The organism is Actinosynnema sp. NPDC050436 (genome assembly GCF_040655415.1).
GTDB lineage: Bacteria > Actinomycetota > Actinomycetes > Mycobacteriales > Pseudonocardiaceae > Actinosynnema.
Map to the genome: position 1 here is coordinate 1 of NZ_JBFAJV010000032.1, position 23,901 is coordinate 23,901.

A 23,901-nucleotide genomic window follows, 5' to 3' on the forward strand; every position below is an offset into this window, starting at 1 on the left:
TGGCGCACCTACCGGCAGGGCGTGGTGACGAACCTGCTCAACCCCAAGGTGATCCTGTTCAACGTGGCGTTCCTGCCGCAGTTCGTGCGGCCGGATCTGGGGCACGTCCCGCTCCAGTTCCTGGTGCTGGGCCTGACGCTGGTGGCCATCGGCCTGGTGGTGGACGGGGCGGTCGGCCTGCTGTCGGGCCGGCTTGGGTCGGTGCTGCGCCGCAGCGCCCGCGTCGCCCGGGGCATGAACGTGTTCAGCGGCACGGTGTTCGCGGGGCTCGCGGTGCGCCTGGTGGCCGATCCGGACTGACCCGCCCCGGTGACCGCGGCCTGAGGACGGGGAGGAGTGCGGCTCCCCCAGCCCCGAAAACCGGGAGAGCCCGCCGCCCACCACTGGTCTGGAGGCTTACTCCCTCGTCGCCCTCGCCCTTGACATCGGGCGGGCCTTCGGTGAGCGCGGCCATTCTCGCGCTCAACTCGGACCTTGAGACTGGCAGGCTTCATTGATCGAGTGATCGGTATTCCTGGTTGGGGTTCACCGGTTGTGATCGCCGGGGGCGTAGGTCTTCCAGGTGGTCCGCGGCGAGGAAAGGGGGCAAGCCGCATCCCTTCCGCGGCTTGCCCCCGGCCCGACGCGGGCGCAGAGTGCGCCGCCCCACCGGACGAGGCGCGGGCACCGGGTTTCGTGCCCGCCGTCCCGTGGTGGACGGCGGACCGTCGTCCACCGGCTCCGGGACAGCGGGCGTGTGCAGGTGGGGCGACGAGGGGGTCTCCGCCGGCGTCGACACGGCAGACGACCACCGGTGTGCTCGAACACGCCGTCCGTCCATGAGCAGCAGATCGACCGTGTCACCGCGGTCGGCCGAATCGGCTCGTGCGGGCCTTGCCGAGTGCTCTTTTGGCGGTCGGGTCGCGGGAAGTGTCAGGCCGGCACGTCCGGGCCTGCGTGCACTCCTGTGCGTAGGTCGGTGTGGCCGTGGCCGGGGCTTCTACGGCTCGGTCTCCGGCGTGCACCGGGTGGCCGGTGCCGCGTGTGCGCGACGTGCGGGCCTGAAGGCAAGCGGAAGCCGATGCCGGTCGGACAGCGCGGTTCTCCGGTCCGCGGCCATCGAATGATGCCGCCCCGCCCTGTGAGACGCCCGGACGGCGTCGGCCCTGGACGAACGGGCCGGCCGTTCTGTCGGTGTGCCCCCTTCCCCGGTGTCGGCGCACTGTGCGAGCGCCCACCGGGTGAAGGGGGTCGACGCCTCGTCGAACCCGCAACACCGCCTGCAAGTCGATGACCAGCACCAACCCGGCTACACGGTGTTTTCTGCACGTCTGCTACCGGACGGCCTACTACACCAGCATCGACTACGACAGCTGGGCGGGTTCGACGCCGTCCCTCGCGGGCGGCAACCTCCAGGGCAGCTACCAGATCCGGTCTTTCCGGCCCCAGTAGGGCGAGGTCGCCCACTGCCTGATCTACCGGCGGCGGGAACGCCCGGTTCGACGCGGGCGCGTGCTGCACCGCGCGTGTCACGGTGAGAACCGGGCGTTCCCTGTGCTGCTAGGTGATGATGAACTTCTCCCAGGCTTCGATCTTGTCGTGCCGGGCCCGCAGCATCCCCACGAGGTGGTCCTTGAACTTCAGTTCCGTCGACACGAACAGCCCGTTGTGGGCGCGCAGCGCGTAGCGGTTCTCGGACGAGCTGTACCACAGCTCGAACCGCTCCCAGAGGTTGATCTCACTGGCCCGGGCGCGCAGCAGGCCGTAGTCGCCGCCCGGGTAGTCCAGTTCCGCCGTCACGTACAGGCCGTTGGCGTTGGACTTGATCGACCACTTCTGCGAGGTCGGGTCGTAGGTGAAGGTGTACTGCTCCCGGGCGCCGACCGCGCCGGCGGCGGCGCGCAGGCCCGTGCGGAAGATGCCGCCGTAGTCGATCTCCGTCGTCACGTAGTAGTTGTTGGCGGCGGAGTAGAAGGTGTTCGAGAACGCCCGCACGTCGCCGCCCTTCACGACCTGCCAGCCGGCGGGCACCGCCGGGGCGGCCGACGCCACGGGCTGGACGAGCCCGACCACTGCCACGACCGCTGTGAGGGCAGCCGAAAGCCGCAGAGCCAATCGCATGAATCCCCCTGCAACAGAGATTTTCCCCGACCGGATCTTCCGGCCGGCCCGGAAACGCTAAGGCTCGCCAACGGCCCCGTACAAGGTTTTGTGGAATAGCCTACCCCTACGGCGCAGTCCTTCTCGCGGCAGTGGACCGATCGGCGGCGGCGGCGCGTCGGCCCAGGTGGGCGGTGTCGCGGACGGGCCGCACGAATGCGGGTTCATTCGTCGGGAATGGCGGACAGGGGGCAATATCTGATCTCGGCGGAGCCGGAACGACAACGCCGGACCAGTGTCCGGTGCCATTCGGCGGAGCGATTCAATTCAGCGGTTGTCGACTTCTCCCCGGTCGGCGAGGACGGCGGGCTCGAGGGTCTGGGCGCACCACTGCCGGAAGTCGGTGCCACGGGCCGCGTACGGCGGGCGGCGGGCGTTCGACGCCGGCGTCCCAGACCCTCGTCCTCATCCCGACCATGCCCTCGACGAACGCCGGGTCCAGGCCGTAGCCGAGCATCGCGGTCCGCAACTCGTCCGGCGACTGGCGCTCGTTGCGGACCGGGCGGCCCGATTCCTCGGTCATGGTGCGGGCCGGGTCGTCGGGCGAGAGGTCCTGCGGGCCGAGTACCGGCACGCTGCCGACGCCGGTCCGGGAGCGGTCCACCAGATGCACCTCGATGCGCCGGTTCCCGTTCGGCCAGCCGGAGTTGGCCAGGGCCGCGTGCACACGGTCGCGCAGCTCGCGCCGGCCGCGGCCGTTGCCGCCGGTGGGCAGGATCTCGGGTGGGCCGTCGGCGGCTGTGGCGGTGAGGGCGGACACCTGGCCGGTCGGGCCGCGCAGGGACGCAGTGTGGACGGTGGACATGACGAACCCCCAGAGGTCTGGTGTCGTTCGGAGGCGGCCCGGAGCCCCAGGACGGAAGGTGGTCGGGCGTCCCGGTATCGGGGCTTGGCCCGGGAACTGTCCGGATGTCGCGCGGGCCGGTCGAACGTCTCGCCGGCACGCCCGGACACGGCTGAGTCCGTGCTGCTCGGGCGTGCGATGGTCGGACGCGGGCCCGGACGGTGCGCCGTTGGTGTCGCCGCAGCGTGCGGGACGCCGTCAGCGCGCCCGACGCGCCAGACGTTCCAGGTCCAGGATCAGCACGCTCCTGCCGTCCGGGCGCAGCAGGCCGCGGTGGGCGAAGTCGGCCAGCGTCTTGTTCACCGTCTCCCGGGAGGCGCCGACCAACTGGGCGAGTTCCTGCTGGGTCAGGTCGTGGGTGACCCGCAGCAGCCCGCCGTCCTGCCTGCCGAAACGTACAGCGAGGTCCAGCAGTGCCCTGGCCAGCCTGCCGGGGCACGTCGTTGAGAAGCAGGTCGCTGACCACCGAGTGGGTCCGACGCAGCCTGCGCGCCAGGGCCTGCAGCAACTGCTCAGAGGCTCCCGGGTGGTAGGCCGTCCACTGCCGCAGGGCGGGTCGGTCCATGCCGAGCACCTGCACTTGCGTGACCGTCGTGGCGGTGGACGCGCGGGGGCCGGGTCGTGGATCGACACCTCGCCGAACATCTCCGACGGGCCGAGGAGGGCCAGCAGGTGTTGCCGGCTGCGGGGCGTGGTGCGGCTGAGCTTCACCTTGCCCGACCGGATGACGTAGAGGCGGTCGCCCGGTTCGCCCTCGGAGAAGATGACGTGGCCGCGCGGGAACTCGGCGGCTTTCCCGACGGCGTCGAAGGCGGACAGGACCGGGTCGTCGGCGGGCGGATGGGCGGTGGGCATCGTGGACTCCTGACAGACGGGGTGCGCGCGGGCGTGGACGGGTCGGCGGGCCGGGGCGGAGGTCACCGCGGCACGCCGGGCGGGGCAGTGGTGACGGCCAGGGCGAGAGTGCCCGGTCCTGCGTACTTGCCGTCAACCTCGTGGCGGCAGGAGCGGCAGACCACACCGCTATCGGCCATGGTCGAGCCTGTGCCGCTCGCGTGGCAGCAGGTGGTCAGCGGAATGAGGTACTCGGTGCCGTCATCATGGTGGATCGGGTGGCCCGGCTCGCCCAGTGGGACGAGCAGGTCGCCGTCGGCGTCGAGGCCTTGGATCCGGCCTGCGATCGTGGCGTGGACTGCGATGCGGCGGCCGTCGGCGAAGAGGAGTTCCACGGTGTCGGCGGGGTCGGTCGGCCGCACGGTCGGGACCTTTCGGCTTCGGCGGACAGGACGGGCCGGTGGCGCTCCGGCCGGTGGTGGGTCACCGCCACCGCGACGGTCGGACCGATGCGAGGCACGCAGCGCATCCCGACCGGTCGGGGTGCGACCGGTCGGGATGCGGCGGTCACGCCGGTTGCGGGCCGCCCGCCTGCTCGTCGTTGATGGCGGCCGGGGCGAGGTGTGGCCACTTCCCGCAGTCGAGGGTGGGGTCGAGAACCACCTGCTCGATGTGGGTCACGGGGTAGTCCAGGGTCTGCAGCAGCTCGATGTAGAAGCGGGTGTCGTCGCCGGGAGAGCGCCAGCTGGCGTCGGCGTTCTCGGTGTGCTTGGCGTTCCAGTGCGCCTCGCAGGCGCCGACGACCTGGGCCAGGCGGATCAGGACGGCCTGGGTCTCGGTGGTCGTCTTGCGGCGCAGGAGCACCGCGATCGGATTGCCGCTGCGGCGGTGGTCGTGGGGTTCGGCGAGCTTGAGCAGGGTGCGGGCGTAGGCGTGCGCGGGCGCGGCCTCGGCGAGGTGGTCGCAGGCCAGCACCGGGGCGAGCGCGAGCCAGTGCTGCACGCGCGGGGGCAGCTCGGCGGCCTTGCGCTTGCGCCAGCCGGCGAAGTACTTGGTCAGCCACTTGCGGCGGCCGATTTTGGCATCGCGCCACAGTCGGTTGTTCACCGCCGCGCGCTTGCGCTCGCCGGCCTGGTAGGCGGCGTCGCGTTCGGGCTGCGGCGCTGCCGGGGCGAAGCGCAGGACGTGGCCGTACGCGGTGTGGTCGGTGCAGACGTAGGCGATGTTGGTGGTGGACCGGAACGGGATGTCGACGACGTGGGCGGCGTGTCCGGGGCAGTGGGCGTGGTCCTCGGCGGTGAGGGCGTGCTCGGCCCGGCTGTCGGCGAGCAGCCGGGACAGGTGGACCACGCCGTCGGCGTCGGGCTCGACGACCGGCACGCCGTCGGCGCGCAGCCGGTCCTCGGCGGCCGCGATCCGCGCCGAGGCGCGGGTGCGGTGGCCGTGGGCGGCGTGGTCGAGGCAGAAGTGCGCGACCTCGACCTCCAGGTCGCGGTCCACCCAGACCGAGACCGCGCGTCCCGGGCAGTCGGCGTGCCCGGCCGGCTCGAGCGGGTCGTCGCCGTCGCCGGCACACAGCTCGTCGAGCCGCTCGGTCCCGTCGGGCAGGTCGCCCTCGTCGTCGACCAGCGCGTAGCCCCGGTCGACCAGTCGCTGCGTCTCCCGATCCAGTGCGGCCCGCTGGTCCCGCTGGTCGCGCAGCTGTCCGATCGTCCACTCGAACTGGTGGGGACGGTCGGCCAGGACGTCGACCAGCTGCTGGTGGGCCGCCTCGTCGTCGCCGAACTCGGCCAGCTCGGACAGCCGCAGCAGGTCGACGGTGGGCAGCACCGTCCCGGCGGCCCGGGTACGGGCGCTGGCGGCGACCGCTAGTCCGGCGGTGATCTGCTCGTCGGGCAGGCTCAGCTTCCGGCCGATCGTCTTGGGGTCGAGTCCTTCCAGGGCGAGTTGGCCGTAGAGTTCGGCCTCCTCGACCGGGGTGTAGCCCTTGCGGTGGATGTTCTCGATGCCCTGGACCACCAGCGCCTCCCGCCTGGTGCCGGGCGCGTGGACCAGGAAGTCGACGGTGAGTTCGGGGTTCTCCCGGTCCTTGACCGCGACGGCGGCGGCGTGGCGGTGGAAGCCCACGAGCACTGCCAGGACGCCGTCGGGGTCCGGTGCCACGTTGATGATCGAGACCTTCGGGTCCACGCCGTGTTCGGCGACGGAGGCCACCAGCTCGGGCCGGGTCTCGCGGATGTCGCCGACCACGCGGCTGTTGCCGTCCGCTCGCACCCGCCGCGGGTCGATCCCGTGCAGGACGAAGGGATAGACGGCCGGTTGGTCGGTGGTGGACTGGTCGACGGTGAGCAGGTCGGGCATGGTGTCGTCCTCGGTGCTGTCGAGGGCTGCGGTCATGGTGACGGCCTCGTTCCGGGTGCTGCGGGCGTGGTGCCCTGGTGTGGGAGCGGGATTGCGTTGGTGCGCGGTGGAAAGGTGTTGCGACCGAGCCCGTGTGGGCCGGTCCGGTGTGCGGCTGCCGTGCGGCTCTGCCGTGGTGGGGGTGTCCAGCGCCTTCTGCTGGACGCCCCCCACCACGGCAGAGCACGCTGGGCGGCCCGTCACCGGGGCGGCCGGCACGCGGGTCCGGACCGCAGGGTGGTTGTGGGGTGGGAAGGATCTGCCTCCGATCGCGTCACCGGGGCGGGAACCAATCAGGTCCGGTGACCGGTGTCGGACGGCAATCGGCGCCGCGCGGTTGTCGTGGCGCGGGAGCGGTGGACAAGCGTGCCGTTTCCCCGGTGGGTCTTCACCGGACCGTCGAGTCGGCCCGGGGCGCCGGCCGGTCGAGGCGGGAGACGGCATCGCGCGAGGTCACTCGCCGGAGGTGCCGGGTGCGTGACGGGCCCAGCGGAGTTGCGGCCACGTCGGGGCACCGATGCGCGCGGAACGGCATGTCGCGGCGGTGCCGCGTCGCCGCCTGCGACGGCAGGTTCACACGGGGAACTGGAACTGGGAGGCGGCGGCCCAGGCTTTGGGGAACGCGGGGCCTGTCTTGTCGGCCGCGGTGGCCGGCGCGAAGGCGAGGAACTGCTCGGCGGTCGGTGTGCCGCGGATGAGCGCCTGCGGTTCACGGCGGCGCAGCCAGGCGCGGGAGTGGGTGTCGTCGGGGAACGTGGTGTCTCCGACCGTCACCGGGACGCCGCCGCTGAAGGCGCGCTGGTGGAGTCGGACACGCACCTTGTCGTGTGGGCCGATGTCGAGGATGCGGATCGACCGGGCGTAGGCGATTCTGCCGTCGGTGCGGGGCGAGAGTGTGCGGCGCACGTCGTAGACCGCCCACGGCAGGACGGCCAGTCGCTGCCGGAACGCGGTGAGCACCGCCTCGGTGCCGGTCGATGCCCGGAGCAGCGACAGCAGCCGCTTGCCCTTGATGAGGCCCTGGGTGGGGTTGAGGGCGGTGGCCGTGAACTCCATGGCCAGGGCCAGCACGCCGGCGTCGGGTTCGTCGACGAACCGGGCGACGGTCTGCCTCTGCCCTGCTTCGGTCGCCAGGGCGAACGGACAATAGGTACAGGCGCTCTTGATCCACTCGACGCCGAAGGTCTCCCGCAGGAACGCCCGCGCGCGGGCGCGGTCCCAGCCTCCGTCCCACTCACGCAGCGGATACATGCCGGTACGCAGGGCGGTGTCGTACTTCTTGTCCCGTTCGGCGCGGCGCTGTTCGCCTTTCTCGTAGCCCATGACCTGCCGGTAGGGCCGGCCCTGCGTGAGTTCGGCGATGACGAGATCCAGCGGCCATGCCTTGAAGTGCTGGCTGCAGAGCCTGTCGCCGGTGGTCTGCGGGACGAGGGCTCCGTCGAGCATCTCGTGGGCCAGGGTCCAGGCTCCGACCGAATGCAGTCGGCCGGGGGTGCGGGTGTCGGACAGGATGTCCACCCCGTCGGCCTCGCGCGGGCCGCGGCGGGCGACCTGGATGTAGCGGACCCGGGCCGAGGCCATCAGGGGCAGCAGGTGCTGCTCGACCAGGCGCCGGGTGGCCGGCCATTCCTGTCCGGTCATGCCGGTGATCACGGCCAAGTTCCGCAGGTCGAAGTCACGGCTGGACGGGTCGGTGATGTAGCGGGCGGTGATCGCGCCGGAGTCCACCCCGAGGCCGAGGTTGAGCACCACGTCCGGCGGAGGTTCGGTGCGGGCCAGGGCCAACGAGGGCGCAGGCGTCGGGGTCGGCCGGATCAGGCCCAGCAGGGCCTGCGCCTGGTGGACCGTCTCCAGGGCGAGTTGTTTGTCCACGCGGTCGCCGAGCGGGTGCGGTGGCGGAGCGGGCACGGTGGTTGTCATGCCCCGTCACCCGGGTCCGTGCTGCGGGCGGGGCCGCAGTCGGTGTCGTGCGCGGGGTGGGGTCGAGCGCGGTGGCTGCGCGTCTTGTCGGCGGCGTCTCCGGCGTGCATCCGCACGGCGGTGGCGGTGGTGCCGCACCTGTGGTCGTGCCGCACGGCCGGGGCCGCCTGTCCGGCGTCCGACTGTCGGGAAGTATCGGTGGTGGACGTGGTCATGACTGGGAGGCCCTTCACGTTCGGTCTCGGTGACTGCCGGCCCGGCCGGACAGTCGGCGCGGGCAGCGCGAAGGCCCGCACCGGGTCACACGGGACCGGTACGGGCCTTCGCGGTGTGCTTCTGCGTCGTGGGAAGTGCAGGCGCGGGACGGGGCACGGCCGTTCCGGTGCGGTCGGCGGCGACGGGGTGCGTCGACGTCGGGCTCCGGCGGGAAGCCGGTCGTGTCGACGGGCACGGTGCCGGGCGCGAGCCGTCGACCTGGCGCGGCTCGTGGCGCAGAGGTGCCAAACGACGCCAAGATCCGGGGTGCGCGAGTCGGCTTCCGGCCACGGCCGACCGTCGGGGCGGTCAGCCGTCGAGGAAGTCCCGGTGCGCGCGCCTGCCGGCTTCGCACAGCGCACGCATCTGCTCGGGCGGCATCCCAGTCTCGATCGCGTGGGCGATCAGCTGTCCGAGTCGGTGCCGCTCCCCCGCCGCCCGCATGGCGCTGTCGACGGCGATCCGGGCGAGTGTGCCGTCGCCGCGCACATAGGCGGAGATCGCCGCCAGCGTCGCGGCCTCCGCGCTGACCGGGGCGGGGAGCTTGCGTGCCAACTCCTGCCACAACCGCTCCGCAGCGGGCGCGGACCCGCCGAGCGCGAACTGCGCGCACCAGTCCCGGACCCTGCGGTCGCTGAGCGCGATGCCCAACTCCACGACGAGGTCGTCGGTCAACCCCTCGGCACGGTCGGCCGCCCGGGTCACTTCCCTGTCCACCGCCTGGAACCGGCGTCGGGCGGACTCCCGCGACCGGAACGTCCCGGCATCGCGCAGGGCGGAGTCCAAGGCGTCGGCGAGCATCGCCGCGCGACGGTCGCGCTCCGCGACCGGGTCCGGCCGCACCAGCCCGGCCAACTCGCCGCGACCGGCCCGGGTGACATTGCCGTTCACCGCCGCCACCACGTGCAGAAGGGACCCGTCGGGGTCCGGTACCGGGCCGTCCACCCCGACGATCCCGTACCGGAACCACCGTACGCCCGCGGCGATCGCCGGCACCCCGACGACGACGATGCCGACCCCAAGGTGACGGGCGTTGTCCTCCATCCGCGTGGCCAACGGCAGGAACGGTCCCTCCGTCGCGGACCGCCCGTCGTCGCCGACCACCACCGCGATGATCGTCTTCACGCCGGGGTGGTGGCGCAGGGAGGCGAACAGTTCGTCGGCCAGCCGGCGGAAGTTGCGGGGTTCGGGCAGGTCCGCCCGCAGCGTCACCACGATCGTGTCCCGGTCGTCGACGACGACCAACACCGCCGAGTCCCGGACGTGGAAGCCCAGCAAATGCGGGATCGCGGCGACGATGTCCCCCACGCCGGTCAGCGCGAACCGTCCTGCCACCGAGCCGGTGTCCGATCCGGATTCGTCGCTCATCGACAACCACCTCTCTTCTCGACCGGCCGAACACGGACGGCCCCACACCCCCGACGTGGCTCCTGTGTGGACGCGCAGGAGCGCGGGCCGACGTGCTCGCCGACTCCGGCTACGCCGGAGGACCTGGTCGGCGAGGTCCGCCGCCGGGGTCGCCACGCCGGGTGGGGTGGGGGCGGCGAACGCGGTTTGTTCGCCGCCCCCACCCCACCCGGTAGACCCGGCCGGCGGAGGACCTCGCCGACGGGATGACAGACCTCCTCTTCCCACCGACGGCGGTTGCCCCGGCAGTGGTCCGTGGCGTCCGTCGTGCCGGGCCCTGCCGGCAGGGGCGTGGATGTCGCCGTCGCGGGCGGTGGACCCCGGCCGGGCTGCGACCCTCGCGCCCGACTCGCCCGACCTGGCGGCGATGGCCGACACGGCGACGCCGATCGGCCTGCTGTCCGGCAATGGGCTGCGCCCGCTGACCGACCGGTGGTCGACCACCCGCTGGTGGACCGGCTGACCTGGCCGACCCGGACGCAGGGCGAGGCCAGGACGCCGCGGCGCTGGACGAGCTGGACGAGCAGCTTCCCGACCTGGTGCAAGGCAACCGGCTGATACACACAAACCTGCACGGCCAACAGATCCGCATCGACGACGGCAACAGCGTGCGGGTGGTCGACTGGGGAATGCCCGGAGCGGGCCCGACCTAAATCGACCCGCTTTCCGGTACTGCGGCTGGTGAAGACCGGACACGACCCGCCACCGCCGAAGACCGGGCGCACCGCACCCTCCCCGCCTACAACGACGCAAGCCCCGAGCAGCTCGACGCGTTCACCGCATACCTGGCCGACATGTGAGGCTGCTGCGCCACCACGCCGGACGCGCCGGGCGGGTCCGTACACCCCCGCCCGCCCGACCCGCGCCTACCCCGACCACAGGCACCCAGCGCACACCGCGCCTGCAGACCGCACGGCTGACTACTCCCCCGGTGCTGCTCCGCCAGCGCCGCGGAGGTGACAACGGGGTATCGGCCTTCCGCCGCATGCGTCCGACCGCCAAGCGTTATGCCGTTGCGCGACCCGGCGGGCGCACTGCGCCCGCAGCCCCTGCTCCCCCTCAGCTGAACGAATCGTCGCGGCGTCATCATCGGGCCGGTGAGCACCCCCAGACCGCTCAGCCGACCAAGTGCATGGCGTGCACAGTTGCGATCCGCTCAGCCGCCGCGCACCCGTCGCCGCTGGCATCGACCCGCAGCACCGCGTCCGGGTCGCCTGCCACATCGATCAGTTCGACCGAGTCTGGCAGTGGGCGGAGGCGCTGCATGGTCGAGGCGAGCCGCAGCGGTAACGGCAGACTGCCGCCCCGGATCGCCATCACCCGCTGGTCGTCCCCATTGTGGGGATCCACCCGCACCCGGTCGGGAACCGCGTCGATTCCGACCGTGAGCCGGACAACTGACGGCTCAAGAGTGGGACGTCCGTCGCGGGAAGACGTGGTACACCTCCACCTCGCCGTCCACTATCCGGGCGTCACACCCAGCCCAAACGGAACCGGAACGCACCGAATGAAAACCGGCCCACCTCGCTGTAAACTCACAGGTCAAGAAGTGTCTTCCCCGCGCGAGCGGGGGTGGTCCCGCGGCCAGGGGCGGGGCGTCGCGGAACGGCAGGTCTTCCCCGCGCGAGCGGGGGTGGTCCCCGCCGGCGGAAACGGTGGACGATCGACGTCACGTCTTCCCCGCGCGAGCGGGGGTGGTCCGGTCGGTGACCCCGACTCCGGCAGCCTCGACCCGTCTTCCCCGCGCGAGCGGGGGTGGTCCCGGAATCCAGGGCACGGCGGTCAGACCCGCCTGGTCTTCCCCGCGCGAGCGGGGGTGGTCCACCCAGCCGCGCGGCCTCGCGCACGACGGCCCGGTCTTCCCCGCGCGAGCGGGGGTGGTCCATGCTGGCCGGGCCGCGGCTGCGGAAGAAGGGGGTCTTCCCCGCGCGAGCGGGGGTGGTCCGCTATGCGCAAACGGCACGTACCGGCTCCCCCCGTCTTCCCCGCGCGAGCGGGGGTGGTCCGACCTCGCGGACCCGCCGCCCGGGGTCGGCGGGGTCTTCCCCGCGCGAGCGGGGGTGGTCCCATCGCCGCCACCGCGTGCAGGCTCATCAGCACGTCTTCCCCGCGCGAGCGGGGGTGGTCCCGAAGACCCGGTGTCGGCGACCGGCGCGGCTGGGTCTTCCCCGCGCGAGCGGGGGTGGTCCCCCGACTCGGGCTGGGACGACGGCGCGGTCCTCGTCTTCCCCGCGCGAGCGGGGGTGGTCCGCAGTACGCCGCGCCGGAGGCCCCATTCGGCCAGTCTTCCCCGCGCGAGCGGGGGTGGTCCCCTCCAGGCTGGCGGGAAGACCGGCCTGGCCAGTCTTCCTCGCGCGAGCGAGGGGTGGTCCCCGGTCGGTGCTTCCGGCGAGGAGCCGGTCCACGTCTTCCCCGCGCGAGCGGGGGTGGTCCACGGCTGGACCGTAGAGGCGGGCGGAATGGCCCGTCTTCCTCGCGCGAGCGAGGGTGGTCCCTCGTCGTGCGTCAGGCTGGTACGCAGCTCCCTGTCTTCCCCGCGCGAGCGGGGGTGGTCCGCTGAGCGACGGGGACCTGTACCGGATGCTGGTGTCTTCCCCGCGCGAGCGGGGGTGGTCCCTCATGTGCCGCGCGCTACGGGTTGGTGATCCGGTCTTCCCCGCGCGAGCGAGGTCACGGAGAGCGGCATGTTCGCGGTGGGTGTGGGGGTGGCGGCGTTCGGGGCCGTGGTGGGTCCACCAGCCGGACAGGTCGTCGTCGGGGTCGCGGTAGGCAGGAACCACCAGTGCGGTGGCCTGGGGCAGGAGGCGAGCAGGTCAGGCAGGTGGTCGCGCAGGATGGCGCGGCCATCCTCGTTCTGCACCACGTCGAGATCCGCCGCCAACCACGATGAAAGGTTCAGTCTTCTGATCGAACTCGCCCTCTCCGACATCGCCGCGTTTAGCGACGGCCTCCGTCGGCTCGGTGGCTGGGGCACCTCTAACGACCAGGCTCCCGAGTCTTAACGCTCCTACGCCTCCCCGCCACGATGACCGAGAACGGTTCGCCAAGTTTCTCGCAACGGAGGCATCATGCGCGCACGATTCCTTGGCAAGGACCCGGAGTCCCAGGAAGGGCAGTCCCCGACCTTGTTCGCCACCGACCGCACTGACCGGGTGACGTACATCGCCCAGGGCTGGAAGGTCACCGACCCCCAGGCGCTCGCGGACGTCGGGGACGTGCCCGACCATGAGACCCTGATCGAGATCCCGGAGGACGTGCTCAGGATGTACGCCCGCCGCTACCTGGAGCAGGAGGGCCGGCACTGAGCCGCATGATCGAACCCGGTCCCGAGTTCGGGCAACTTTTCCGCAGCTTCGAGCACACCGCCTTCCGGCTGGAGACGCGCGACCTCTACAAGTCCGCGAACGAGACCAGGGCGCTCGAGCAGTTCACGGTAGGTGAGCCGGTGGAGATGGGCTGGTTCCAGAATTGGCTGAGCATGATCCGAGAGGCCACTGCGGCAGGGCGTCGCTTCTCGCGCGTACGGGTCGTCACCACGCCCCTCACCGTCTACAGCCGCTTCGGCATCTTCTGCTCGGAGTACACCAACGAGGCCGGCGAGGACATCAGGTACTTGAGGCGGGACGTTGCCCCCGGCCTTCCGGACTACGACTACTGGTTGTTCGACTCGCGCAAGCTGGTGCGGATGCACTTCGACAGCGATGAAAACTTCCTGGGCGGCGAGCTGATCGAAGACCCCGCCGAGATCGTGAAGCACAGTTACTGGCGAGATGCGGCCTGGCACCGCGCCGTACGACGGGACGACTTTGCCACCGAAGCGAACGACCGGCATCACCAGCGTTCACGAAGCTCGTGATGCGCTCGGCAAGCGGCTCCGGGAGCTGCGGACCGCTGCGAAACTGAGCGGGCGTGCACTTGCGGAGTCCTTGTCGTGGCCACCCTCGAAGGTCAGCAAGCTGGAGAACGGCAAGCAGACCCCCACCGACGACGACATCCGGGACTGGGCGCGAGCGACCAGCAGCGAGGACGAGAAGGAAGCGCTGCTCGCTTCGCTCCACACCCTCGAAGTCCAGCACGCCGAGTGGCAGCGCCAGCTGCGCGTCGGACTCAAGCCGCACCAGCAAGAGGTCGCGGACATCAACGCCAAGACGCGGCTGTTCCGGGCATTCGAGTCCACCTTCATCCCCGGCTTGCTCCAGACTGCCGAGTACGCCCGGTACCGCTTCGCACAGAGCATCACGGTCTTTGAGGTGCGCAACGACATTGACGAAGCGGTCGCCGCGCGGGTGCAGCGCCAGGACATCTTGTACCGGGCCGACAAGCGCTTCCACTTCGTGCTCACCGAAGCGGCTCTCCGGTACCGGCTGTGCCCACCGGAGATCATGCTCGGACAACTCGACCGTCTGGTCTCGCTGTCAGCCCTGCCCAACGTGAAGCTCGGCATCATCGGCTTCGAGACGGCCTACGTGGTCGCTCCCTCGCATGGCTTCTGGTTGCTGGACAACGACCGCGTGATGGTCGAGACCTTCTCGGCCGAGCTGAACCTTGCCCAGCCGCAGGAGATCGCCCTCTACGGCGGCATCTTCGAGAGCCTGGCAGGAGTCGCCAGTCACGGCCGCAGCGCCCGAGCGATCATCCACCGGGTCATTGACGATCTTGCCCCGGAGCCCTCGGAAGACACCGAGTGATTTCCCGGGCAATCACTCGCCCAAGAAGTTTCGAGAAATACCGAGAAACTTTCTTTCCACCACGGCCTTCCCTTTCTACTCTGCCCGAAGGGACGCATCAACGGCGTCCATCCGCGAGGGGCTTGGGAGTAGCCAGTGGCGACCCGCGTTGCCCTGCTGAGCAGGGATCAGATTGACAAGCTGCCCGACCGTGCCCGTGAGGTCGTGGAGTACCGCAAGAGCGGCCTCAGCCTGAACCACATCCAGGGGTGCCCGCTGGACTGCGCGTACTGCATCCGGCACACCTATGGCCTGTGGGACCAGCGCGTACCGCGGGCGCTCATGTCCGACGCTCAGGCCGTCGAGGAGCTGGTGACCCACCGGTACTTCCAGCCGCACGTGACCCCGGTGCAGGTGTTCAACCGGGCCACCGACCCGTTCCTCCCGGTCGTCCGGCCTCACACCCTCGCCGTGCTGGAAGACCTGGACGAGCGCGAGCTGACCAACCACGTCCTCGTCATCACGCGCCACCAGATGAAGCCCGAGGACATCGAGCGGTTGAACCAGCTCAAGCACATCAAGCTGACGTTGCTGTTCACCTACAGCGGCATCGACAACAAAGAAGTCGAGCCCTACCCCTCGTTCGTGGCGGCTGAGTCCTTGAAGCTCATGAGCGGCCCGGCTCGGCGCCGGTACCGCACAGTCCTCTACTGGCGTCCGCTGGTGCCCGGTCTCAACGACACGCCGGAACACCTGGAGGCGGCCTACCAGCTCGCGCAGCACGCCGACGCCACGGTGTTCACGGGACTCTTCTACCGCGATGAGATCGCGGAGTACTACAAGGCCAACGGCTTGCCTGAGCCGTACGAGGGCACCGCGCGGCGGAAGATCGTCCCCGAGACGCTGGAACAGCGGGTGTTGACCACGTTCGACGCGGCCACGCCGCTGTTCCGCAAGACGAGCTGGGCGGTCGCCTACGCCCACGGCCTGCCCGACTACAACGGGCACATCGGCATTCCCGAGCTGTGCGACATCTGCCCGCTGAGTCAGCTCGAATTCTGCCGGAACGCGCACACGCAACCGTCACCCGAGCGGTTGCGGGAGGTCGCGGCACGCCTGCCGGAGGCGCGTGGTCTTGTGGTCGTGGACATCACCGAGCGGGCGGCCGTGGTGTCCGGCCTGGAGACCGAGCAGCCGCGCTACTACCTGCAACACGCCCTCGGCTTCCAGGTTCACGACGTGCGCCACCCGCACCGTGAACGTCGGCACGGCCGTGCCGACATAGGATGGAAGGGCGAAACGCACGATGACTGACTGGACGAGCCTGAACTTCGTGGTCGTGGACGTCGAGGGCAACGGCCAGCAGCCGCCCGACCTGGTGGAGCTGGCCGCCGTCCCCGTGGTGGGCGGGGTCATCGGGGAGCCGTTGAGTTGGCTGGTGAAGCCGGACGCCCCGATCAAGCACTTCGCCCTCCGCATCCACGGCCTGACCAATGAGGACGTGGCCGACTGCCCGTCATTCGAGACCGTCACCGGCGACGTGCTCGCCGCCCTGGACGCTGACGCCCTCGTGGCGCACAACGCCCACGTCGACCTTGGCGTGCTGAGCCGCAAACTCCCCGACTGGGAGTCGCCGGAGGTCTTCGACACGCTGAAGTTGGCGCGGCGGCTCGTGCCGGGCCTCGACAGCTACCGGCTCGGCAACCTGGTCGAGGCGTACAGCCTTGCCGAAGGGCTGCCCGACGACCTCAGGCCGCACCGGGCGACGTATGACGCGCTGGTGGCCGCGCGGCTGTTCGTCCTGCTCGGCGCCAAGGCCGCAAGCCTGGAAGAACTGCGCGGCCAGCCTCCGGAGAAGGGCGATGAGCATGCTCTTTTCTAGCGGCAGGCGCATCGGCTTCGGCTCTATGCAGCTCACCGGCCCTGGCCACCGGGCCGCGCCGGACGACCCGGGTCGTGCCATGCAGGTGCTCCGCGATGCTGTGGACGCGGGCGTCACGCACATCGACACCGCTGACGCCTACGGCCCGTTCACTGCGGAGAAATACATCCGCAAGGCGTTGCTTCCCTACCCCGACGGCCTGGTCATCGCCACCAAGGGTGGTCTCACTCGCCAAGGCCCGAACCAGTGGGCACCGTGTGGGCGACCGGAGTCCCTGCGGCAGTGCGTCGAGATAGGTCTCGGGCAGCTCCGGGTTGAACGGATCGAGCTGTACTACCTGCACCGCGTTGACCCCGCGGTTGCCTTAGAAGACCAGCTCGCCGTGCTGCGGGACATGCAGGCCGAAGGGAAGATCGGCAATTGCGGGTTGTCGAAGGTGACTTCGGAACAGCTCCGCACGGCTGGCGAACTGGTTGAAGTCGCGGCCGTGCAAAATAGGTACAACGTCACCAGCCGGGCATCGGAAGACGTGCTCCGGCACTGCGAGATGACCGGTGTCTCCTTCGTGCCGTACGCCCCGCCGGCATCAGGTCGACTGGGCAAGCCCCACTGCGTCCTTCACGAACTGGCCACCCAGTACGGCGCAACACCGGCACAACTCGCGCTCGCCTGGCTGCTGCACCACTCGCCCGCAGTAGCGCCGATCCCTGGGACCAGCAGCAGCGCACCCGTCCGCGAGAACCTGGCGGCCGAACAGATCAAGCTCACCCCCGAAGCCATGACCGCTATCGAACTGGCGGCCACCGGCCGGAAGCTGGGGGGACGGGCATGAGCCTCAGGCCCTTGTCTGACCACCAGCGCGGCCTGTTCGTCAGCGTCGACGGGCCGAGCGGCGCCGGGAAGTCCACGATCGTCCGGCACCTCGCCCAACTGCTCGTCGCTGCCGGCGAAGATGTCCACGTCACGGCTGAGCCAAGCGAAGGTCCCATCGGCGCGCTGTGCCGGGAGTTGACCGAGGTGACCACCGGTCACGCCCTCGCCTGCTTGTACGCGGCCGACCGCTACCACCACCTCGAGGCCGAAGTCCGTCCCAACACCGAGGCCGGCCGTGTCGTGCTGAGCGACAGGTACATCCCGTCGGGTCTGGTGATGCAGCGCTTCGACGGGGTTGCACCTGCCTTCCTCTGGGAGCTCAACGCACAGGCTGAGCGGCCGGACCTCGCTATCATCCTGGAAGCCGACCCTGAGGTCATCTCCGAACGCCTCCAGGAGTGTGGGCCACACAATCGCTTCCAGCTTTCGCCAGGCAGTTCGCACGCTGAGACCCACTTCTACCGCCAGGCCACCGAGCGACTGCTCCAGGTGGGCTTCGACGTACTGCGGGTGGACGTGAACAAGCGACCTCCCGAGCAGTCTGCGGCGCTGATCCGTGACCGGCTGCTCACCTTCTCCGCTCCGGCTGCCGGGTGAGTGGGCATGGTCGAGACGATGGCCGCGCCCGACGTCGAGCGCGAGCTCGACACCCTTCACCAGCTCGCCACCGTCTGCCTGAACGAGCACATCGTCGAGCAGCCCGTCGCCGGCGGCGGCGGTCGACGGTGCGGTTCGTGGTCGAGTCGGCCATGCAACTGTGCGAGCCGGGCAGCCGGCTCGTTGTCGGGCCCGGCGACGGCGACGGCGCGGCGCACGATCTGGACCAGCCCGGCCAGACCATGGCAGAGGGAAGCATCGGTGAGCAGGGCGAGTTGTCGTTCGTCGGTGACGCAGGCGGTCAGTACGTGTTCGGCGACGCGCCGGCGGCGATGGTCGGCGATGGCGAGGGCGGCGAGTTGATGGGCGCGGGCGATGCCAGGGTGTAGGGGTCACGCCGCGCGTGGCATACCGATCTTCTGCGACCTGCACCCTGCTGAGCTGTCCCACTGTGATGTCGCCTTGATCAGTCTCAGAGGTCGTGGCACTTCCTCAAGGTCCGGCCGACGTCGTGGGCGCAGGAGTGGTGACCTGGGCGGGTTGCGGCGTCCCCGTTGAGGTCGGTGTTTCCGCGCGGTCGAGGGCGTCGAGTTGCCGCAGTACCTCTTCGGCGTCCGACTCGCGGCCTTGCTGCCGGTACATCGTCAGGGCTTCGCGCCAGGCCGAGCGGGCATGGTCGTGCTCGCCGAGCGCGACGTACGTGGTGAACGGGCCGGTGATCACCCGTCGGCCTCGTTCACCGTCTCCCGCGAAGGGCTTGCCCACCCCATTCGCGCATGGGCCGTCCGTTCGGGTGATCCGGTCGGGAACCGGTTCCCCGCACTTGTGCGCTGTGGGACCTTGGGCTCGGGGACCACGACACAGAGTTCATTCCATATGACGCCCGGGGAGGGGTATCAATGGGAAAGATCCAGTCGAGTACGTTCGCGCGAACGATGGCTTCCATCGTGACGAGCATCGTCATCTGCATGGGGCTGGGGGGTATCGCACACGGCGTGGTGCCGTCGTCCACGACCACGCTCGGCAAGACCGCACAAGAGGCCACTCGGATGACGGTGCTTGCCCCGTCGGCCGAGGAATACCCCGGCGACTTCAACACCGCCGGCGTACGTATCCGCCTGCGAGCGGATACGACATCGACGGTTCTGGGACTGGGTTACCCCGGCGACGGGGTGGACACCGAGTACTGCGCTCCTACGCGCAACACCTTCGCACACATCCGCAATCTGAAGACCGGCGTAAAGGGCTGGGTGACGGCGAGTTACATTTCACCCAACCCCTGCAACTTCTGAGGCAGATGACCACCCCGCAACCCACGCGACTGCGCACACCCACAACACCTTCCGCCATTCGCACAAGGTGTCGAGCACCTTGTCGCGGGAGTCGACAACGCCATAGAGCCCGACGGCCAACAGGCCGACCGGCTCGCACGGGGTGAACGCACCGCTGGTCACCACCGCCGCCCTGCTGCACCAAGTCGTCCTGCACCGCAAAATGCCGAACAGAGCACTGCGGTGCCGGACAACGCTCAGCGGCGTGCGGGCGTCGAGAATGTTACGCCGAACCTGGTACACGTCGTCTGCGATCACCGGGTCGGCGTTCCGGGTGATCGCCGCCTGTCCATGGTGGGCGGCCGGAGGCGTTATCGCGCGTCCCAGGCGGCGGCCGATCCGGGCTGCCCACCTCCGGTTCGCCCACCGGTGGGCGAACCGGAGGTGGGCAGCGCGTTCTCGCACGCTGTTCGATCGCCGGTATGGACTGCGGCCGCCCCCTCGACCGGAGGTGTTCGGCGACGACGTGCGCCAGCCCTTTCCACTCACCGATCGGGGGACCCACGGCGGGTCGTGGTCCGCAACGGCCCGGTGCCGGCGCGAGAGTGGGGCGTGATCACTTCGTCATTCGAGGAAGCCGACGGGCGCCTGGGTTCGGCCCTGCTCTTCTTCGAGGTACTACACCCTGGTCCGGACGAGAGCACCCGTGAAGGCGCGATGTTCGCGCGGTTGCTCGGCCACTGCCGAGACGCGTCCGCCCTTGCCCGCCGGCTCGTCGTACTCGACGCCGAACCCGACCCGGACCTGTGTCTCTCCCTCTTGCTGCTGGCCGACATCACGGCCGAGGTCGACCTGCTGCTGCGGCTGGCCAAGCGGACCAGGCTGGTCTGCGACCCCCGGCGGTCATACGGTGGTGGGCCGGGGCCGAGGCGAAGTGCGCCTACGCCGACCGGCTCGCCGCGCGGATCACCACGGCCCTGTCCACTGTCGCCGGCACCCTCGCGCGACCGCCCAGGAGCGGACCCGAATGCCTCGCGCCGGTCGGTGGCGGGAGCGCGGGTCCAGCGCGCCGGGAGTAACGGGCGCGGGGCGTACCGGGACCGTCTCTCCAATCACCAGAAACAGGGCCTGCGTGGCCGGCAGCCCGCGACATCCCCTCCTCCAACCACACCGCCAGTCGCGCGATGAGCGGCACGATCCCGAGCGGGTCTGATCGAGCAGGAAGTGCCCTTCCACCCCCGTCACCGCGATGGCGTTCCCGGGACGGCTGGCGGAGCTGGCGTCCCCGTACGTAGTCGAAGCCGGCGACGGAGCGGAGGCGGTGGACGTCGGCGCGTTGCGCGGACTGCACCGCACTCTGCTACAACGTGGCCGGAAGGCGTGGGACCTGGCAGACAGACTGTCGGACACCGGGTTCTACCACCTGTCCACGACCCTGCTGTGCGAACTCGCCGAAAGGCCGGACGACTGCGTGTACGAGGCCGTCGTCGCTGGGACGGGGACGCGCTCGGTGTCCTGGAGATGACCCTGCAGTCCGCCGGGCCGGACTGCGTCTGCTGTCCGCTCCACCCTCAGGCGGCCCGGTGCACGGTCCGCCCCAGGAGCACGAGTCGGAGCACGGATCGGTCGCCGACCGGACGCTGACGGCGCTGCTGCGCGAACCGCTTCGGATGCGGCTGCCGTACGAGGTGACCGACCCGATTAGCCCCGCCGCCCCCGCGCGGCGCACCGAGGTCGCCGTCGTGCTCCGCAAGCTCGCCCGCTGCGGCATACTCCGATACCCCGACGCTGGCCTGTTCCTCCCGACCGTCGCGCCGCTGGTGTTCCGGTACCGCGACAGCCATTGCCTGCACCCGCCGGCAGACGCGGCGCCCTCCCGCCATCGTCCGCGGCAACGGATTCGGCGCGGCACCGTCCAGATCACCATGAACAGGCAGCACCTGTCCTGACCTGTGGCTGTGACTCCGGGAACGGACCCAAGGCCAGCCCCCGCCTTGGAGCACCGTCGGCACGAAAGCGGTCAGGGCCGGCGGTGCTCTGTGACCTGGTCAGGCGACAACGGGAGGAATCCCGGACGAGACGCGAGGGGCTCCGTCAAGCGGAGCGGCATGTGGTGGTCGTGCCGGCGCGCCGGAGAGGAGCAACGACGCCGCCGACATTTCGGTCGTCGCTTCGCCACCGCGAACCCGGCGGCACGCGTCACACCGCATGCAGAGCACCGACTCCGGAGCCGGCGAGCAGACCACCTCGCCGAGCACGGCCGCCGTGTCCCGCAGGAGCTCCCACGCCTCTTGCCACCAGGACGGCAGGTCGTGCAGTCACCGCCTGCCCACGTCCGGCGGTGGGGTTCAGGCTCAGAACTCGTCGGTCCACGCCGGTCGGGTCGTGGAAGCGCGAAGCCTCCACGGCCTACACCAGCAGGATTCCGACGTGGACCGAGTTCGACCGGAGCAGCGGAACGTGGGCATGTGCACCTCGGCATGGTTGCGGTGGCCATCAGTGAAGTCATCCTCCCTCGCCGTGGCAGCGAACCGTGCCCCTGTGGATGGTCTACGCGGACCCCTCCGGCGCAGGCACGGGGACAGTCCGCCCGTCACTGTCGAACGCGCCCGCGCTATCCCTCTCGGTCGGCCGGTGGACGGCGGTGGCGGTCGGCGACGCTCGCCAGATCGGCCCGGTCGAAGATTTCGTGGATCAGGGCCCGCAGCTCGTCGCCGTCGATCCACTCCGCGTCGATCGCCAACTGGTCGCGCTCGTCCAGGACCAAGCCGTGCTCATCCAAGGCTTGGTTCAGCACGGCCCGGTACTCCATGGCGATCGCCGCAAGGTCGTAGGCCGCGGAGCGCGGAGCGAGCTGGTCGGCCACCAGGTGCCGCAAAGAGGAGCCGTCCATCTCGTACCAATCGCGCAGGTCGCCCAGCAGTCGCTCGCCCATAGGGCACGATCATCCCCGCCCTACCCGTCACCCGATGGAGATACCGCAGTAATTGCGCCGGCACCGACGTCGCAACCGGCCCGGCTTCTCTGCACCGTATGCCGCGTAGGCCCGGCGCTGACGTCAGCCACCGGGTCAGGGACGGTATTTGGAGACGATGTCCTTCTACACCGGCCTCACCACGCGATACAGCGTGCTCGACCTGGTCCGGCATCTGCACCCCGACCAGGTCGAGCACAGCTGGGCCCGCCGCGCGGACCTGGGCTACCGCTACGACCACGCCCACGGCTCGACCGCTGCTCGGTAACCCGCTCGTGGAAGTGGGTGGCCATGGCCGGAGCACCACGCACCGAAAGATCAGAACCAGGCGCCGAAGCATGTGCTACCCAATGCGCGGAAGTTGCGCCCCAGCGCCCGACCTGGCGGCGCTGTCGAACGATCATCGTCGTCGACCCGGCCGAGTCGTGCGACGGACAGGTCGTTTACAGACGAACGATCGAACAGGGGTGGGCTGTCGCTGGCGAGAAAGGAGTGGCTCCGCGCCAACCGCGCCGACCACTACCCCAACCCACACCGCAGCTAAACGAAACCGGAGCGCATCGAATGAAAACCGGCTCACCTCACTGTAAACTCACTGGTCAAGAAGTGTCTTCCCCGCGCGAGCGGGGATGGTCCGTGGTGATCGTGCCGGTCTACCAAGCCGACCCGGGTCTTCCCCGCGCGAGCGGGGATGGTCCCAGGCCGCCGCCGAACGACTGCTCCGGCCACACGTCTTCCCCGCGCGAGCGGGGATGGTCCGTGTCCGACCTGGACGGCGAGGTGTGGCGACGGGTCTTCCCCGCGCGAGCGGGGATGGTCCGTCTTCGCGGTGTTCCACATGCCCTGTCCGAAGGTCTTTCCCGCGCGAGCGGGGATGGTCCGAACAGGGCCATGGCCGCCTGGGCGGCGCGGAGGTCTTTCCCGCGCGAGCGGGGATGGTCCCGCGGCGAACTGCCCGCCGGAACCCACATCGCGGTCTTCCCCGCGCGAGCGGGGATGGTCCGTTCCTGGCGGACGCGCCACCGGCCGAGCCGACGTCTTCCCCGCGCGAGCGGGGATGGTCCGTCCGCACCGATCAGCGGGACGTTCCTGGAGCAGTCTTCCCCGCGCGAGCGGGGGTGGTCCCAGCACGTTCTCCGCGAATCCGGTCGACCCGGCGTCTTCCCCGCGCGAGCGGGGGTGGTCCCGGGAACGCGTCCGAGGCGTAGAGCCGGCCACCGTCTTCCCCGCGCGAGCGGGGGTGGTCCGGAGAGTGACGATGACCGACCCGGCCACCCCACGTCTTCCCCGCGCGAGCGGGGGTGGTCCCGGGGTGGAGTTCGACGGAGGTGTGGCCGGCAGGTCTTCCCCGCGCGAGCGGGGGTGGTCCGTAGTCGCCGAAGTCCCTGATCACGTCGGCGATGTCTTCCCCGCGCGAGCGGGGGTGGTCCGGTCGTGGGCCGGATCGAACTGCCGGACGGCCTGTCTTCCCCGCGCGAGCGGGGGTGGTCCGCCGGCGCGGACCACGACTACGCGGTGCCGGTCGTCTTCCCCGCGCGAGCGGGGGTAATCCGGTGAAGCCCGTACCAAGTCCGAAATCCAAGGCGTCTTCCCCGCGCGAGCGGGGGGTGGTCCGCCGGTCAGGGCGACGTAGGCGAACGGGTTCTGGTCTTCCCCGCGCGAGCGGGGGTGGTCCCCCGCCGCTGCGGCTTGACCGCGCCTCCATCCCGTCTTCCCCGCGCGAGCGGGGGTGGTCCCCCGCGCCCGAATCTCGGCCCGACCCCGGACCGGTTTTCCCCGCGCGACCCTCCACCACCTGGGCCCCGCCCGCCTCGTGTGCGCGGTGCGGGCGGGCTGCT

24 protein-coding genes, 1 pseudogene and 2 CRISPR repeat arrays are annotated in these 23,901 nt (G+C 70.5%); of the genes and pseudogenes, 14 read left to right on the forward strand and 11 right to left on the reverse strand.

All coding sequences use genetic code 11. The features are described from left to right. On the forward strand, positions 1–300 hold a 300-nt coding region (locus tag AB0I60_RS37170; RefSeq protein WP_360738887.1), incomplete at its 5' end, for a LysE family translocator. Positions 301–1,269: 969 nt separating this feature from the next. Then, positions 1,270–1,431: a hypothetical protein gene (locus tag AB0I60_RS37175; RefSeq protein WP_360738889.1), complete on the forward strand. Its 162-nt coding sequence runs from the start codon at positions 1,270–1,272 to the stop codon at positions 1,429–1,431. A 108-nt stretch (positions 1,432–1,539) separates the two neighbouring features. Here the strand turns inward: AB0I60_RS37175 and AB0I60_RS37180 are convergent, their stop codons facing one another. The 7 genes and pseudogenes from AB0I60_RS37180 to AB0I60_RS37210 all read right to left on the reverse strand — a co-directional run bounded on the left by AB0I60_RS37180 (position 1,540) and on the right by AB0I60_RS37210 (position 9,760). Further along, positions 1,540–2,058, reverse strand: a complete 519-nt coding sequence (locus AB0I60_RS37180) for a hypothetical protein (RefSeq protein WP_360738892.1) — start codon at positions 2,056–2,058, stop codon at positions 1,540–1,542. Positions 2,059–2,401: 343 nt separating this feature from the next. Continuing rightward, positions 2,402–2,944: a hypothetical protein gene (locus AB0I60_RS37185; protein WP_360738894.1), complete on the reverse strand. Its 543-nt coding sequence runs from the start codon at positions 2,942–2,944 to the stop codon at positions 2,402–2,404. Between the two features lie 237 nt (positions 2,945–3,181). Next, positions 3,182–3,769: pseudogene (locus AB0I60_RS37190) on the reverse strand (Crp/Fnr family transcriptional regulator); the annotation flags it as partial. Positions 3,770–3,900: 131 nt separating this feature from the next. After that, complete coding sequence (locus tag AB0I60_RS37195) at positions 3,901–4,239, reverse strand: hypothetical protein (protein ID WP_360738896.1); 339 nt, start codon at positions 4,237–4,239, stop codon at positions 3,901–3,903. A 145-nt stretch (positions 4,240–4,384) separates the two neighbouring features. Beyond that, complete coding sequence (locus AB0I60_RS37200) at positions 4,385–6,214, reverse strand: hypothetical protein (protein WP_360738899.1); 1,830 nt, start codon at positions 6,212–6,214, stop codon at positions 4,385–4,387. Positions 6,215–6,790: 576 nt separating this feature from the next. Beyond that, positions 6,791–8,137 (reverse strand): hypothetical protein, encoded by a 1,347-nt coding sequence (locus AB0I60_RS37205; protein WP_360738901.1) that lies wholly within the window; start codon positions 8,135–8,137, stop codon positions 6,791–6,793. Positions 8,138–8,701: 564 nt separating this feature from the next. Continuing rightward, on the reverse strand, positions 8,702–9,760 hold the full coding sequence (locus AB0I60_RS37210; RefSeq protein WP_360738904.1) for a DUF4192 domain-containing protein: 1,059 nt from the start codon (positions 9,758–9,760) through the stop codon (positions 8,702–8,704). Positions 9,761–10,094: 334 nt separating this feature from the next. On the opposite strand from AB0I60_RS37210, the gene AB0I60_RS37215 reads away from it, so the two are divergent. Continuing rightward, positions 10,095–10,262 (forward strand): hypothetical protein, encoded by a 168-nt coding sequence (locus tag AB0I60_RS37215; RefSeq protein ID WP_360738906.1) that lies wholly within the window; start codon positions 10,095–10,097, stop codon positions 10,260–10,262. Between the two features lie 653 nt (positions 10,263–10,915). Here AB0I60_RS37215 and AB0I60_RS37220 read toward each other — a convergent pair. Then, entirely contained in the window at positions 10,916–11,119 is a 204-nt protein-coding gene (locus tag AB0I60_RS37220) for a hypothetical protein (RefSeq protein ID WP_360738908.1), read from the reverse strand. Positions 11,120–11,350: 231 nt separating this feature from the next. Further along, positions 11,351–12,476: direct repeats of the CRISPR family, unit length 28 nt; unit sequence GTCTTCCCCGCGCGAGCGGGGGTGGTCC. A 391-nt stretch (positions 12,477–12,867) separates the two neighbouring features. Between AB0I60_RS37220 and AB0I60_RS37225 the strand changes: the two genes are divergently transcribed. From AB0I60_RS37225 to tmk, 7 genes are all read left to right on the forward strand, one after another. Further along, complete coding sequence (locus AB0I60_RS37225) at positions 12,868–13,104, forward strand: hypothetical protein (protein WP_360738912.1); 237 nt, start codon at positions 12,868–12,870, stop codon at positions 13,102–13,104. A 5-nt stretch (positions 13,105–13,109) separates the two neighbouring features. Then, on the forward strand, positions 13,110–13,655 hold the full coding sequence (locus AB0I60_RS37230) for a DUF6879 family protein (protein ID WP_360738914.1): 546 nt from the start codon (positions 13,110–13,112) through the stop codon (positions 13,653–13,655). After that, the gene (locus AB0I60_RS37235) at positions 13,570–14,487 is read left to right on the forward strand and encodes a helix-turn-helix transcriptional regulator (RefSeq protein WP_360738917.1); all 918 of its coding nucleotides are present in this window, start codon (positions 13,570–13,572) and stop codon (positions 14,485–14,487) included. The genes AB0I60_RS37230 and AB0I60_RS37235 overlap by 86 nt, the downstream gene beginning before the upstream one ends. Positions 14,488–14,622: 135 nt before the next feature. Further along, positions 14,623–15,780 carry a radical SAM protein gene (locus AB0I60_RS37240; RefSeq protein WP_360738920.1) on the forward strand — a complete coding sequence of 386 codons (1,158 nt, stop codon included), beginning with the start codon at positions 14,623–14,625 and terminating at the stop codon, positions 15,778–15,780. After that, positions 15,773–16,348, forward strand: a complete 576-nt coding sequence (locus AB0I60_RS37245) for a 3'-5' exonuclease (protein WP_360738922.1) — start codon at positions 15,773–15,775, stop codon at positions 16,346–16,348. Before AB0I60_RS37240 ends, AB0I60_RS37245 begins: the two co-directional genes overlap by 8 nt. Beyond that, positions 16,329–17,180 carry an aldo/keto reductase gene (locus AB0I60_RS37250; RefSeq protein ID WP_360738925.1) on the forward strand — a complete coding sequence of 284 codons (852 nt, stop codon included), beginning with the start codon at positions 16,329–16,331 and terminating at the stop codon, positions 17,178–17,180. The genes AB0I60_RS37245 and AB0I60_RS37250 overlap by 20 nt, the downstream gene beginning before the upstream one ends. An 11-nt stretch (positions 17,181–17,191) precedes the next feature. Beyond that, entirely contained in the window at positions 17,192–17,818 is a 627-nt protein-coding gene (gene tmk, locus AB0I60_RS37255; protein ID WP_360738928.1) for a dTMP kinase, read from the forward strand. Between the two features lie 56 nt (positions 17,819–17,874). Here tmk and AB0I60_RS37260 read toward each other — a convergent pair whose 3' ends face one another. Then, positions 17,875–18,195: a hypothetical protein gene (locus AB0I60_RS37260; RefSeq protein ID WP_360738952.1), complete on the reverse strand. Its 321-nt coding sequence runs from the start codon at positions 18,193–18,195 to the stop codon at positions 17,875–17,877. 115 nt (positions 18,196–18,310) lie between these two features. Continuing rightward, positions 18,311–18,541 carry a hypothetical protein gene (locus AB0I60_RS37265; RefSeq protein WP_360738930.1) on the reverse strand — a complete coding sequence of 77 codons (231 nt, stop codon included), beginning with the start codon at positions 18,539–18,541 and terminating at the stop codon, positions 18,311–18,313. Positions 18,542–18,753: 212 nt separating this feature from the next. On the opposite strand from AB0I60_RS37265, the gene AB0I60_RS37270 reads away from it, so the two are divergent. From AB0I60_RS37270 to AB0I60_RS37280, 3 genes are all read left to right on the forward strand, one after another. Continuing rightward, on the forward strand, positions 18,754–19,110 hold the full coding sequence (locus AB0I60_RS37270) for an SH3 domain-containing protein (RefSeq protein WP_360738932.1): 357 nt from the start codon (positions 18,754–18,756) through the stop codon (positions 19,108–19,110). Between the two features lie 1,228 nt (positions 19,111–20,338). After that, positions 20,339–20,614: a hypothetical protein gene (locus tag AB0I60_RS37275; protein ID WP_360738934.1), complete on the forward strand. Its 276-nt coding sequence runs from the start codon at positions 20,339–20,341 to the stop codon at positions 20,612–20,614. A 58-nt stretch (positions 20,615–20,672) separates the two neighbouring features. Then, a complete protein-coding gene (locus tag AB0I60_RS37280; RefSeq protein WP_360738937.1) occupies positions 20,673–21,038 on the forward strand; it encodes a hypothetical protein in 366 nt (121 codons plus the stop codon). A 665-nt stretch (positions 21,039–21,703) separates the two neighbouring features. On the opposite strand, the gene AB0I60_RS37285 is transcribed toward AB0I60_RS37280, so the two are convergent. Then, positions 21,704–22,024: a hypothetical protein gene (locus AB0I60_RS37285; protein WP_360738939.1), complete on the reverse strand. Its 321-nt coding sequence runs from the start codon at positions 22,022–22,024 to the stop codon at positions 21,704–21,706. A gap of 148 nt (positions 22,025–22,172) precedes the next feature. Here AB0I60_RS37285 and AB0I60_RS37290 point away from each other — a divergent pair, with 148 nt between their 5' ends. Next, on the forward strand, positions 22,173–22,331 hold the full coding sequence (locus tag AB0I60_RS37290; protein WP_360738942.1) for a hypothetical protein: 159 nt from the start codon (positions 22,173–22,175) through the stop codon (positions 22,329–22,331). A gap of 340 nt (positions 22,332–22,671) precedes the next feature. Continuing rightward, positions 22,672–23,799: direct repeats of the CRISPR family, unit length 23 nt; unit sequence GTCTTCCCCGCGCGAGCGGGGGT. The last annotated feature ends 102 nt before the right edge of the window (positions 23,800–23,901 follow it).

Excerpts from the sequence above, each read along its gene's own strand:
- AB0I60_RS37175 (WP_360738889.1), top strand. The coding sequence starts at position 1,270 with ATGACCAGCACCAACCCGGCTACACGGTGTTTTCTGCACGTCTGCTAC.
- AB0I60_RS37185 (WP_360738894.1), bottom strand. The coding sequence starts at position 2,944 with ATGTCCACCGTCCACACTGCGTCCCTGCGCGGCCCGACCGGCCAGGTG.
- AB0I60_RS37200 (WP_360738899.1), bottom strand. The coding sequence starts at position 6,214 with ATGACCGCAGCCCTCGACAGCACCGAGGACGACACCATGCCCGACCTG.
- AB0I60_RS37205 (WP_360738901.1), bottom strand. The coding sequence starts at position 8,137 with ATGACAACCACCGTGCCCGCTCCGCCACCGCACCCGCTCGGCGACCGC.
- AB0I60_RS37210 (WP_360738904.1), bottom strand. The coding sequence starts at position 9,760 with ATGAGCGACGAATCCGGATCGGACACCGGCTCGGTGGCAGGACGGTTC.
- AB0I60_RS37215 (WP_360738906.1), top strand. The coding sequence starts at position 10,095 with ATGTCGCCGTCGCGGGCGGTGGACCCCGGCCGGGCTGCGACCCTCGCG.
- AB0I60_RS37225 (WP_360738912.1), top strand. The coding sequence starts at position 12,868 with ATGCGCGCACGATTCCTTGGCAAGGACCCGGAGTCCCAGGAAGGGCAG.
- AB0I60_RS37230 (WP_360738914.1), top strand. The coding sequence starts at position 13,110 with ATGATCGAACCCGGTCCCGAGTTCGGGCAACTTTTCCGCAGCTTCGAG.
- AB0I60_RS37235 (WP_360738917.1), top strand. The coding sequence starts at position 13,570 with ATGCGGCCTGGCACCGCGCCGTACGACGGGACGACTTTGCCACCGAAG.
- AB0I60_RS37245 (WP_360738922.1), top strand. The coding sequence starts at position 15,773 with ATGACTGACTGGACGAGCCTGAACTTCGTGGTCGTGGACGTCGAGGGC.
- AB0I60_RS37250 (WP_360738925.1), top strand. The coding sequence starts at position 16,329 with ATGAGCATGCTCTTTTCTAGCGGCAGGCGCATCGGCTTCGGCTCTATG.
- AB0I60_RS37270 (WP_360738932.1), top strand. The coding sequence starts at position 18,754 with ATGGCTTCCATCGTGACGAGCATCGTCATCTGCATGGGGCTGGGGGGT.
- AB0I60_RS37275 (WP_360738934.1), top strand. The coding sequence starts at position 20,339 with ATGGCGTTCCCGGGACGGCTGGCGGAGCTGGCGTCCCCGTACGTAGTC.
- AB0I60_RS37285 (WP_360738939.1), bottom strand. The coding sequence starts at position 22,024 with ATGGGCGAGCGACTGCTGGGCGACCTGCGCGATTGGTACGAGATGGAC.